Origin of the sequence: Psychrobacter urativorans, assembly GCF_904846675.1 — a bacterium.
Taxonomy (GTDB): domain Bacteria; phylum Pseudomonadota; class Gammaproteobacteria; order Pseudomonadales; family Moraxellaceae; genus Psychrobacter; species Psychrobacter urativorans_B.
Window position 1 is genome coordinate 1 of the sequence record NZ_CAJHBT010000032.1, and the last position, 12,128, is coordinate 12,128.

At 43.2% G+C, this 12,128-nt stretch carries 9 protein-coding genes and 1 pseudogene; 2 read left to right on the plus strand and 8 right to left on the minus strand.

Annotated features, from left to right (window positions below):
• Nucleotides 1-245: 245 nt before the first annotated feature.
• From JMY06_RS11075 to fmt, 7 genes are all read right to left on the minus strand, one after another.
• Nucleotides 246-1,241: an epimerase gene (locus JMY06_RS11075; protein WP_201618307.1), complete on the minus strand. Its 996-nt coding sequence runs from the start codon at nt 1,239-1,241 to the stop codon at nt 246-248.
• Nucleotides 1,242-1,374: 133 nt separating this feature from the next.
• Complete coding sequence (locus JMY06_RS11080; protein ID WP_201618308.1) at nt 1,375-2,046, minus strand: L-threonylcarbamoyladenylate synthase; 672 nt, start codon at nt 2,044-2,046, stop codon at nt 1,375-1,377.
• Nucleotides 2,047-2,156: 110 nt separating this feature from the next.
• Nucleotides 2,157-3,362 carry a DNA-processing protein DprA gene (dprA, locus tag JMY06_RS11085; protein ID WP_201618309.1) on the minus strand — a complete coding sequence of 402 codons (1,206 nt, stop codon included), beginning with the start codon at nt 3,360-3,362 and terminating at the stop codon, nt 2,157-2,159.
• 50 nt (nt 3,363-3,412) lie between these two features.
• Nucleotides 3,413-4,510 (minus strand): LysM peptidoglycan-binding domain-containing protein, encoded by a 1,098-nt coding sequence (locus JMY06_RS11090; RefSeq protein WP_201618310.1) that lies wholly within the window; start codon nt 4,508-4,510, stop codon nt 3,413-3,415.
• A 102-nt stretch (nt 4,511-4,612) separates the two neighbouring features.
• A complete protein-coding gene (thrC, locus tag JMY06_RS11095; protein ID WP_201618311.1) occupies nt 4,613-6,034 on the minus strand; it encodes a threonine synthase in 1,422 nt (473 codons plus the stop codon).
• Between the two features lie 57 nt (nt 6,035-6,091).
• The gene (locus JMY06_RS11100; RefSeq protein ID WP_201618312.1) at nt 6,092-7,657 is read right to left on the minus strand and encodes a transcription antitermination factor NusB; all 1,566 of its coding nucleotides are present in this window, start codon (nt 7,655-7,657) and stop codon (nt 6,092-6,094) included.
• 70 nt (nt 7,658-7,727) lie between these two features.
• The gene (fmt, locus tag JMY06_RS11105) at nt 7,728-8,813 is read right to left on the minus strand and encodes a methionyl-tRNA formyltransferase (RefSeq protein WP_413786916.1); all 1,086 of its coding nucleotides are present in this window, start codon (nt 8,811-8,813) and stop codon (nt 7,728-7,730) included.
• An 876-nt stretch (nt 8,814-9,689) separates the two neighbouring features.
• Here fmt and JMY06_RS11110 point away from each other — a divergent pair.
• The gene (locus JMY06_RS11110) at nt 9,690-9,884 is read left to right on the plus strand and encodes a hypothetical protein (RefSeq protein ID WP_201618314.1); all 195 of its coding nucleotides are present in this window, start codon (nt 9,690-9,692) and stop codon (nt 9,882-9,884) included.
• A 327-nt stretch (nt 9,885-10,211) separates the two neighbouring features.
• Here the strand turns inward: JMY06_RS11110 and JMY06_RS11115 are convergent, their stop codons facing one another.
• A complete protein-coding gene (locus JMY06_RS11115) occupies nt 10,212-10,895 on the minus strand; it encodes a riboflavin synthase (RefSeq protein ID WP_201618315.1) in 684 nt (227 codons plus the stop codon).
• Between the two features lie 511 nt (nt 10,896-11,406).
• Between JMY06_RS11115 and JMY06_RS11120 the strand changes: the two are divergent.
• Nucleotides 11,407-12,128 (plus strand): annotated as a pseudogene (locus JMY06_RS11120) (transposase); the annotation flags it as partial.

Sequence of the window (12,128 nt, forward strand, 5' to 3'; positions counted from 1 at the left end):
TCTTTGTTGTGGTAAACAAGAGTTTAAGGCGTTGCTTATTTTTTTCAACTATTCCCTAATTCTATACAGACCCTAATCTTTTACAGAGTTTAAGTGCTATATCAAGCTTTCACTCAGCGATTGGACTGACTAATTCCAACGCTATTGCCATGCAATACAGCCGATGTCTTAGAGTCAATATGTATTCTTCAAAATTTTGTGACTTACTTATATTTTGTTTCATGTAAAACTTTATAGAGTGAAGTTTATTTTATTCTCTGACCCTCTAATGCTTGCTTTAGAGTCGGCTGTTTAAATTCATAGCCTGCATCAAGTAGCGCCTGCGGGAGCACTTTTTGTCCATCAATCAACAATGTCGACATCTCACCAAACATTAATTTTAATAAAGGACTGGGTAAAGTAAAAAAAGTCGGACGATGTAGCCAAGCGCCGACCTCTTTAGTGAAGGTATGATTGGTCACAGGATTGGGTGCAGTCAGGTTATATACCAGCGCTGGCGTGTTACTCGCCGTCTTTAAAGTATTGTCATCTGTAGTTGAGCTGTTAGTTAAGCCCCTATCCTGCCGAGTGTCGATTTTGCCAGCAAGGTGCTGCTCAATAATTAATATCGCGGCCCCTACCCAATCATCACGGCTGACCCAGCTCATAATTTGCTTGCCATCTCCCAATTGTCCACCCAATCCGAGCTTAAAGGGTAATGACAGCTTGCCAAGCATGCCACCATCAGGATGAATAACCACACCTGTGCGCACGATAGCAACCGGTACGCCATAGTCAGTAGCCTTTAACGCTAACTGCTCCCACTCATCACAAAGCCGATGCGAGAAATCAGCCTCAAAGGCACTACCTTCAGCTAACGGTTTATCGCCTTGCGTACCGTACCAGCCAATGGCTGAACCACTAACCAGTAGCTTAGGTTTAACACCACTACGTTCAATAAACGCTAATAACGATTCTGTTGGTTTAACTCGACTGGCAAGCAGCTGCTCTTTACGCTCATCACTCCAGCGTGAGTCAGCAATGCCTGCACCCGCTAAATTTAATATCACATCGAAAGTATTATCTGTATTTTCTAGCGCATCATAAGTCATCATCCTAATATCATCAGGGTGTGCCTGACTACTATTACGCGTCAGCCATGTGATGTGTAGCTTTTGATCTTGGGTTCGATAACGTTTGATAAGCTCGTCACTAAAAGCACTACCTAAAAACCCTGATCCGCCACTGATTAAAATGTTCATCACTTGTGATCCTCACATTTTTATAATGTTACGATCAGTGTGACAAAAAATGCCTTATAAAAACAAGAGGACAATTGTAGGGATTAAAAAATTATAAGGTTTAGCGTCTAAGCTAATAACGCCATATTAAAAATCATCTAACGATCTGCCCCGTCAGCGCGTCGCCGATTTGACTGGGTAGCTCATAACCTAATGTATCGCCTTGTAGATAGGTGACATGCTCAGAAGAATTATCTGTTGCCCCATCGTTTTTAAAGTAGGCCTGCGCTTGAAATAATGATAAGGCTGGTGGTTGTCCTGAAGGATTGCAGCTGGTTGAGACGACAAAACCATATGGATTAAGCGTTGAGACAACTTTCGCGCACAACTGTTGAATCAAAGGATGGGCAATCACTCGTACTGCCACGCTATTATGCGCACCAGTAATCCAAGCCGGAATGGACATCTCAAGCTGTTCAGGTAATGATGTACATAATGGCAGCAACCAGGTACGCGCTTGCCGTGTATTAGAATTTGGCGATAGCTGCCAACTATCGAGGACGATTTGGCGTTGCTCAGCGCTTAATTTATCTAATAATGGGGCAATACGATCCGCGCTATCGGTGACGACAATCATACCTTTATCTATCGGCCGCTGTTTAATAGACAGTAACTGCTGTACTGCTGTCTCATTAAACGGATCACAGCCAATACCCCAAACGCTTTCGGTAGGATAAGCAAGTAGCTGGCCGCTGTTTAACCATCGGGCAGCTTGAGTGATAGAGGTAGTCGTTAAAGGAGTTACTGAAGGGGTAGATGATTTCATAAAATGGCAGGCTGAAAATTAAAAAAGGAGTGGTAAAAGAAAAGATACAACAAGAAATCAGGAACTAAGTCACACATATTCTAATTATAATGATTAAATATGGAAATAACCTATACCCGCAAATAACGTCCACCTTGCACGCTAATAGCGCCTAATAACTCAAGCTCCATCAGTTGCCCAATTAATTGCGGTGGCGTAAGTTCTGTGGACACGAGCAGGGCATCCAAATCTTGTCCATGCCAATCAAGCTGCTCGTAAACGGCTATGAGATGCTCAGGAACCTTGGTTTTAGAAGCAACACTAGGTTGCTGTTCCTCGTTAAGATAGGCAGCGTTAGATTTAGATAAACCGTCGGCTGATTGCCGAGGTTTCTTTCTTCCAGACTGAGTAGGATAGGTATTAAGTTGCATATTGACATCATCAAGCACGTGCTGAGGGTGATAAATTAAAGTTGCGCCTTCACGTATTAGATGATGACAACCTTCAGCGTTACTATTATCAATATGGCTGGGAATAGCAAAGACTTGCTTGCCCTGCTCGGAGGTAAGCCTTGCGGTAATCATGGAGCCGCTTTTGATGGTAGCTTCAGTGACAATCGTTGCTAAGCCGAGACCCGCAACCAAGCGATTTCGGCGCGGAAAGGTATGCTTGTGCGGTTGGGTGTGCGGTAGCAGCTCGCTAATAAGACAACCACCTTGCTCAACAATCTGGGTAAAGAGATGATCATGATGATTGGGATAACAGACATCAATACCGGTGCCCATGACCCCAATGGTGCGCCCTTGATACTCAGGGTCAGCTTGGGCTAAGGCTCCAAAATGGGCACATTTATCCACACCCATTGCTAGACCACTGGTGATCACATATCCTACCTGCGCTAAGTATTGCGCCATATCAAAGGTAGTTTTTTGAGCGTGGACGGTGGGCTTACGGCTACCGACGATAGCAATTTGTGCTTGCTGTAGCCTTTCGGCATTACCCCGGCAGAATAATAGCGGCGGTGGATCAAATATTTGTAATAATTGAGTGGGAAATTCCGCCTGCTCAGCAAATAGTAATTGATACTTTTTAGCATTTAGCGCCGCTTCAATTTTATTGATACTATCGAGGGTTTGCTGTTGTTCCTCATGGCGCTTGAGGTGGCTATGATGAATACTTAACTGCTGCCATGCACCCGCCTTAGCGGTCCACGCTTGCTGGGCGCTACCAAAAGCAGTTACCAACTTATGATAAGCGGATAATGACGCATTCACCTCATACCATATCGCTAATATCGCGCGCTGATTATCTGATAAAGTAGATAAGGTTGCTGTCATAATGTTAGGCTCATCACTGTGTTTTAACCCTCAATGGGTTTTATATACGCTTATAAATAAGGCGGCGGTAATAGCTGAGCGCCAACGTTAAGCGGCAACTCTGAGCTGAGCACATAGGCATAACTGATATTATCAAAGGTATTAAATATCATGACCATACCGGCAGGTTCGCTTGGTAGGCGTACAGGAGTGTCATTATCAATGGTATCGCGTATTAACGCTCCCTTTTGGTAAACTGTCAGTACATCACCAGGTTTGGCACCGTGAGTGCTACCCAAGTTAATAGCGACCACACTACCACGCGCCGCGGAGCTGATTGAATCCATCACGCGTACAATCATACCGCCACGATTAACGGTCGCTGGCGTTGGATAAAACACCGGTGGAATAGCGTTGGCTAACTCCACAAATACCCGATCGCCTTCACGGACTTCTTTGCCATAGCTATCGGTAAGCTGCAAGCTGGTTACGCCATTGGCCGCCACGGCAGTCGCTAGCGCAGTTGCCACTTGCGTGACCTCTAACCCGATAACCTTTTGGGTTTTGGGTTCAACGTATGGCTTACCTTTGCGATAAACGCCATAACGCTGACCGACGATGAGCGGCACTCCTTTGGCATAGATCTTATCACCGCTAGCGGTAATTAAGTTACGGTTTTTGGAAGCTAAAATATAAGGAGTGGTATTAAAGTCTTTTGGATTAACGATGCTAGTTTTATCGAGCCAATGTTGAATCGCCGACATCGGAATCGCTGGAATACTATTTGCTGTCGAGGTCACTGCAACCGTGCTGGCGACTACATTACCGGTCAGCTGTTTTTCTACCCCGGCGCAGCCCTCACCGGTATCAACACCAATGAGAGTCTTCCCTTGAATCACACATAAGATCAGAATGTCATTAGGATAAATAAGGTTGGGATTTTTGATTTGTTTATTAGTCGCCCAAATCTCTTTCCAGCGCCACGGGCTGTCTAAATAACGCCCTGAGATATCCCATAAGGTATCACCTTTTTTAACAATATAGCGATTGGGCGCATCCGCTTTAACGGTTGGCGGTGGATTATTAGCGTGGGCCGTGGTCATTAGTATTACACTACTAAAGGCGGTCATCAACAGCATTTTTACCAAGGCGTTTAGACTTCTTTTCATTATCGTGTCCATCGAGGTATGGCGTTGAGTTAAGCGCTAATAACATCGAATTTTTTGTTCCACGTGAAACAAAAACCTTATCATTAATTCAATATACTTTCTTTAAGCAGGATTGGCCTTAACATGTTGACGGATTTGCTCAGCGACCAATTCTGCTTGGTTATCAAGAACAATAACATGCTGCGGCAAATCTTCTAAGCCTTCAGTATGAGCTGGACGCGCAATATCTATCTGGCCAATCGCTTCAACGATAGTTTCAGAAAATTTGACCGGCAATGCCGTTTCAGCGCAAATGATAACTTCGCCTTCCTGTTGTAATTCTTTAGCGACTTTAATACCGTCAGCGGTATGTGGATCGACCAATTCGCCATACTGCTCATATAACGCTTTTATGGTTTGCAGACGGTCGTTATGAGTCGATTTACCGGCAGCAAAGCCATAGCGAGAATTAACGGCTTCCATCAAATCTGATAAGTCAAAACCCTGCCCTGACTTCACGCCTTCAAACAACTCATGAACACGTGCACTGTCTTTATCTAGCAGCATATATACAAAGCGCTCAAAGTTGGAGGCTTTAGAGATATCCATTGATGGACTAGAGGTAATATAGGTTTTAGCAGTTGGACGCGGCTGATAGGCGCCTTTATTAAAGAAGTCATTGAGCACGTCATTTTCATTAGTCGCGACTATTAATCGCCCAATAGGTAAGCCCATCTCACGAGCAATATGACCGGCACAAATATTACCAAAGTTACCTGATGGGATGCTAAAGCTAACCTGTTCATCATTGCTACTGGTCACGGCAAAATAGGCTTTAAAATAATAAACAATCTGCGCCAGTATCCGTCCCCAATTAATCGAGTTAACCGTACCTAAATTATAAGCCGCTTTAAATTCAGCATCTTGTTGCAACGCTTTAACAATATCTTGGCAGTCATCAAACATACCGTCGATAGCAATATTATGGATATTATTATCGGTCAAACTATACATCTGCGCGCGCTGAAACTCACTCATTTTGCCGTGCGGTGACAGCATAAAGACTTCAATATTGTCTTTACCACGCAACGCATATTCAGCAGCACTGCCGGTATCACCACTGGTTGCACCGATAATAGTAATGCGTGCGTCTTTCTTTTTAAGCACATATTCAAAAGCATTGCCCAAAAACTGCATGGCCACATCTTTAAAGGCTAAAGTCGGTCCATTTGATAAGCCTAAAATGTATAAATTATCTTCAAGCTTACGTACGGGGACAATATCTGCACTGCCAAAAACTTCAGCGGTATAAGTACGCTCAATAATATCTTGCAGATCCGCATAAGGAATATCGGTAGCAAAGCGCTGCATAACTGCCAGTGCTAACTCTGGGTAGCTAAGCGCACGCCATTCATCAAGGACGGCACTATCAACATGCGGATAATGCTCAGGTAGCATCAAGCCACCATCAGGCGCAAGCCCCATTAACAATACATCGCTAAAGTCCATCGGCTCAGTTTGACCACGTGTACTGATATATTTCATAGCGCTTCTCTACCTACAATGATTTTATTTTAATATTTTTACGTTTAAATAGACTGATTAAAGCGTTTTATGCAATAACGCATAGTAAAAACCGTCACCACTTTCGCTATCTATTGGCAAGCACTGACGACCGACTTCTTGAGCAATACCCCAGCTGCAGGCTTCAGTAAATTCAATAGCCGCCGCATCCGTATGATGGCTTAAAAAGGCTTGCATCTGCTGCACATTCTCTTGCTTCAATATCGAGCAAGTGACATATAACAAATAGCCGCCGACTTTTACTTGTGGCCATAGATTGTCTAGGATTTCTTCCTGTAATGAGGCGGTTTGATCCACATCTTCTTCTGCGCGTAAAAGACTGATGTCAGGATGGCGACGGATTACACCAGTGGCGGTACAGGGTGAATCTAATAATATAGCGTCAAAAACAGGATCGTTCTTATTGGTTTTTTTATCGATACCTTGCCATCTTGTCGCATCGGCACAGACAATATTAAGCTTAATCTGCTCAGAGTGCTCTAAATGTAGACGCTCTAAGTTTTCATGAATACGCCCAATACGTGGCGCTTCATTATCAATAGCCGTTAGCTTAATCGCACGACTACCCGCCGAATCAGTTTTATCATCAATGCTGTCTTTTTGTTCCACGTGAAACAATGAGGATTGGTTGTCTGCATTTAACAGATCTAACCAATGAGCAAGCTTGCCACCAGGCGCGGCACAAGCATCTAAAATATGCAGTTCAGTATTATTAGCATCGGAATTATTCTTATCAGTAGTTACTTTATTAATAAGCGCTTGATTAATTAACGGCGCAGCAAGCTGGGCGTGCATATCCTGCACACTAGCAGCACCCTCTGCAAATGACGGTAAACCCGCAACGGCAGTCGTTTGCTCTAAACGTAACGATTGGGTGGTTATAGTGGCTGCAGTATTCGCTGCCGTTGGCAATCGTAACTCACTGACTAGCTCAACTAATTCAGCACTAACATCTGCCTCAACTAAGGAATCCTGATAAGCATCCACAGTATTAATAGTGGTATTCACGCGTAAAAACATTGGTGCCGGCTGACGTAATCCTTGAGTCAATGCGGGATACTCTTCACTCCAGTCTTGCTTTAGCTGATAAGCCAGCCAATTCGGCAAGCTGTGGTTTTTATCGCATTTCTTACGGAACTTATTGGTGTTCTTAACCACTTTACGCAGAATAGCATTAACCAAACCAGAGGCATGTGCAAAATCAATCTCTTTGACAGCTTCAACTGTTTCATGAATGGCGGCGTGGTCAGCCACTTCCAAATATAATAACTGGGTTAACCCCACTTGAATGGTAGTACGGACTTCAATCTCATCGATATTATTATCCGCTAAGGTATCAAGCAAGCGCTCAAGAGCATACCATTGACGCAAGGTAGTCAATAGTAGCGCGTGCGCAAAGCCTTTATCACCCTCGTGCAGACTGTTTAATAAAGGGTCAAGTACGCTGGACAATGACTGACCATTTTGAATTGCAAGTAAGGTACGAATGACGCGCACCCGCACGCTACCAACCATCTTCAGGTTACTTGATGGCTTGTTCTTATTATTTCTAGGACTGTTGGACGCGGTTGCGGGTTGTCTCATATTACTTAATTTCCTATGCCTATTATGGCGTCTGCGTTGACTGATTGGTTTGAGTCGTGCGTGCAACTCATTAATTTGAATTGTTGGTGAATTGGTCGCCATCGTTAAGCTGATTGCCATGACAGATTTGCTCGGCGGTAACCGGTTTGCTACCGGCAAACTGCAAGGTGGTTATCGCTAAAGTACTGGCTTGTTGGTCATTATTACCATCAACGCCGCAAGCAACTAGAATAGCTTTGCGACCAACACTGATAATGGTACCGGCAGGACTTTCGGTTTGCTGAGTGTCATTCACAGGCAAGCTGGCTAATACCTTGACGCGCTGGCCATCTAAAAAGGTATAAGCGCCCGGCCAAGGGGTTAAACCGCGAATCTGCCTTTCAATTACAATAGCAGGTTGCGTCCAATCAATCCCGCCTTCGGTTTTGACGAGTTTTTCGGCATAATTAGCCTCATTATCATCTTGCGCGGTAGCCTGTGCTTGATAGTGTGACAAGTCTTGGAGGACGGTGCTAATAGCGGTTGCGCCCAATTCTGCCAGCTTATCATGGAGACTAGCGGCGCTGTCACCTACTTCAATAGCACAGCTGACTTTATAGAGCATATCACCAGTATCTAAACCTTTATCCATCTGCATAATGGTAATGCCAGTCTCAGCATCCCCGGCCAATAGCGCCCGATGAATAGGCGCTGCACCGCGCCAGCGTGGTAATAATGAGCCATGAATATTGAGGCAGCCAAAGACTGGGATGGTCAAGACACCTGTGGGTAAAATAAGTCCATAGGCAGCGACAACCATGACATCAGGGTGATACGTTCGTAAAATTTCTCTAGCGGCAATGCCTTCGGTAACTGACTTTTTAAAGGTCGCGGGTTGCTCAACTGGAATGTCATGCGCTAATGCTACTTCTTTGACGGCAGAAGCTGAGAGTTTTTGCCCGCGTCCAGCTTTACGATCCGGCTGGCTATATACCGCCACTATCTCTATATTAAGCGCGTCTTGCTGCCTAATCAAAGCCTCGAGACTCGTCGCGGCAAATTCAGGCGTGCCAGCAAACACCACTCGTAATGGGCCCAGCCTGTTGTTAATTGTTGCGACGTCAGTGACAACGTCATTAGAAGAGGGGTCGTCTAAAACAGCGGCGGTAGAATCAATTGGGGTCATGGCATCGTACTACATATTATGTTATTAATCGTCACATTATAGGTGACTTTATGGCATTGTGCCATGCTTGTAATATAGCTCGTAAAGAGGCTTTATCAAAAAGGTTGAACATTTAGCAAACTCAAACATTAGCTACTTCGTTAGTATATTTAGAGTTTTTATATAGATAAATACAGGCAGTTTGGTCCAACATCTACGATGTAGTACATAACTCTCATTATTACGGCAACGGTGAAGTTAGCAAACTTGCTATGATAAACCTGAAATATTATCAATTACACCCCAGCTTAGTGTGCATCTACTCAAAAGCAAGCCGCGTTAAAGTTAATAACATACTTCTATTATAGATCGATGAAATTGGCACTTTTTACCTCAGCACTGCATTGTCGTACCGGTATAGGATCAAGCTTTCATGCAACAGTTTCAGACATTAAAACGCTTGCTTATCTTTTTATCAGCCAATATATCATTTCCATGCCAGCCTAAAACATGTGCACCTCATCGCTATTGTCAATAAAACCCTTAGCGCCATTTACTTGCAGCGCTTATGCCAGTATTTATAGTAGCTTTGATAAAGCCGCACGTCAGCAAGTCGCCAATACCTTACCCACAGCGTCACACACCCATTTTACTATTGGATTATGAATACTACATTGCTAATATTATTGAAGCTACCAATAATCGTTACCCTGACCACTTAAATTATGTAAACGCTATAGAACTTAACGGCATGGATACGGCCCTTTATGACTTAATATAATCAGTAACGCTACCAAAAATCTTGCTAAGTATGAAAGCTGAGCGCGGGATAAATTCGATGGTTTCTTAACCAAACCTTTAGATATCGTACGCTTACTATCGGAGCTAATGCGACTGACCCAGCCAGCACTCAAAATATTAAAAGCTGAGTACGCTGCTGATAATGTTAAAGCTAGTGGTCTAGATAATAGTATGAGTAGTAATGCCGATAATGACAAAAATAATGAAAAGTCTGGAGTTAATAAGGCAAGGAATAAAAAGTTCTTCACCCAAAAAGACGTTGCTATAGTCAGGTTAAAATAAAAAAGAGTCGTTTATAACAACGTGCTACTGTATCGTTTTTAAATTGGATTAACTAAACCGAACACAGCGTTAATAGCGAGCATAGCACTGATAACCCAGCTACCAAACCCCTCATTTTAGTGGTAGAAGGTAACCTTACCAAGCAAACAATAACCTGCAAGATGTTGAGCAAGCTGGGTTATGCAAGCGTAGTAGCAGAAGTTGGCCTACAAGCATTGGATAAACTTGATAAGCAGCGGCAAAGCAAGCTTCAAGCGGTATTACAACGATTTATAAATCGCTAATATTTTGTGGCTGTTAAACATTAAAAGAAAACCTAAGTGTTAATTACTTCATAAAGCCATTATCCGCTAAAAATGCCTCGGTAAGCTGACTCTGCGGATTAGTTGTAGCGTCCGCATTCATTGTGCCAGTCTGGGTCTTATTCAGCAGACGCTCTAAGTAGCGTGCTACAATATCAACCTCAACATTGACCTTGTCGCCTACTAACCAATGCTTGGCAATATTGGTCACTTGTGCGGTATGTGGAATGATATTGAGACAGACGATATTGTCACGTACCAGATTGGTGGTCAGGCTAATCCCATCAAGGGTAATCGAGCCTTTGGTCGCGGTATAGTGCGCTAAATTTTGGGGAATCTCGATTTCGATATAAATAGAGCGTGCGTCTTGTTGTAGTTTGCGCACAATACCTACCCCATCTACGTGTCCGGCGACAATATGACCACCAAAGCGCGTGGTTGGTAGCATGGCTTTTTCTAGATTGACCATATGACCTGTTTTCAGGTCTTCTAGAGCAGTACGAGCGATAGTTTCACGTGAAACATCAACCGCGTAATAATTACTGCCCATATTGACTACGGTTAAGCAAATACCATTAGAGGCGATAGAGTCGCCTAATGACACATCGCTAAAATCTAAATCATCTGATTCTATGACCAAGCGAATATCACCACCGACAGGCTGCATGGCTTTAACTTTGCCCATACTTTCAATAATTCCAGTAAACATATCAACCTCTTTTTATTATTTAATGATAACTAAGTAGTGTTCATAACGGATAGTTTGTGACAGCACCTTATTAGCATAGCATCACCTGCCTATAGCAATAACAAAATCTATCAATCATCACTATTAGTTATTCTAGCAATCTACTACAGTGAATAACCGGGATAAGCTCGGGATAAGCTGTGGATAACTAAGTACTATCTGTCCTATTCCACCCTAAAATCCTTGTTATTGTGGAGTTATCCCCAATCTATTCAATTTTTAACTTGTGTAGGAGTTACTTCACTTAAATGCAGCTAACCTGCTGATATAAAAAGTATTATTCAATAGTGAAACAAAATATCATTCATTCATATGTTCCATGTGAAACATAGTTATAGAAAGTTATACACAGTTCCATGTGAAACATTTTACAAGATAGCTTACTTATACAAGCATTTATACACAAGTGAGCTATGGTGAAAAAACTGTAGAACCAAACTTGGTAAACTAAGTGTATTAACAGGAGTTTACCATGACCAAGAAAATGCAGAGCTACAGTACGGAATTCAAAGCAGAAGCTATCAAAAAGATAGCAGATAATAACGGTAACTTGAGTGCGACTGCTCGGCAGTTAGGAATAGCGATGCAAACGCTATCCAATTGGCAGAACAAAGCGTATGAAGGCGCACTTGTCGGCACTAAGCAATATGATCCTGAACTCATGGCTATACTAGAAGAGAATAAACGTCTTAAACGTGATCTCAAGGTTGCTCAGGAGGAGCGAGACATTCTAAAAAAGGCCACGGCGTACTTCGCGAAACACAGTTGATGAAGTACGTCTTTATCAAGGACAACCAGAAAATATTTAGTATCACCTGCATGTGTCACGTATTAGATGTTAAGCCATCAAGCTATTACAACTGGATGAGTCGTAATATTAGTGAGCAGCAGATCCACCGCAACCAGTGTGAGCTGCTGGTTAGAGTGGCGCATACTGAAACCAAACAGCGCTATGGCTGTGAGCGATTGCATGCTCACCTTGCAGAGCAAGGATATGCCATCAGTAAATACATGGTCAGACGCATTAAAGAAGAACACGGCATCAAATGCCGTCGCCACAAGCGCTTTAAAGTCACCACTAACTCAAACCATAACAAGCTTATCTATCCAAACCTGCTCGATCAGAAATTTGATGCCAATAGTCCTAACCTTGCGAAGCAGTGCTTCTCAGGGTTAGTGACATCACCTATCTCA

Excerpts from the sequence above, each read along its gene's own strand:
- JMY06_RS11075 (WP_201618307.1), bottom strand. The coding sequence starts at position 1,241 with ATGAACATTTTAATCAGTGGCGGATCAGGGTTTTTAGGTAGTGCTTTT.
- JMY06_RS11080 (WP_201618308.1), bottom strand. The coding sequence starts at position 2,046 with ATGAAATCATCTACCCCTTCAGTAACTCCTTTAACGACTACCTCTATC.
- dprA (WP_201618309.1), bottom strand. The coding sequence starts at position 3,362 with ATGACAGCAACCTTATCTACTTTATCAGATAATCAGCGCGCGATATTA.
- JMY06_RS11090 (WP_201618310.1), bottom strand. The coding sequence starts at position 4,510 with ATGAAAAGAAGTCTAAACGCCTTGGTAAAAATGCTGTTGATGACCGCC.
- thrC (WP_201618311.1), bottom strand. The coding sequence starts at position 6,034 with ATGAAATATATCAGTACACGTGGTCAAACTGAGCCGATGGACTTTAGC.
- JMY06_RS11100 (WP_201618312.1), bottom strand. The coding sequence starts at position 7,657 with ATGAGACAACCCGCAACCGCGTCCAACAGTCCTAGAAATAATAAGAAC.
- JMY06_RS11110 (WP_201618314.1), top strand. The coding sequence starts at position 9,690 with ATGCGACTGACCCAGCCAGCACTCAAAATATTAAAAGCTGAGTACGCT.
- JMY06_RS11115 (WP_201618315.1), bottom strand. The coding sequence starts at position 10,895 with ATGTTTACTGGAATTATTGAAAGTATGGGCAAAGTTAAAGCCATGCAG.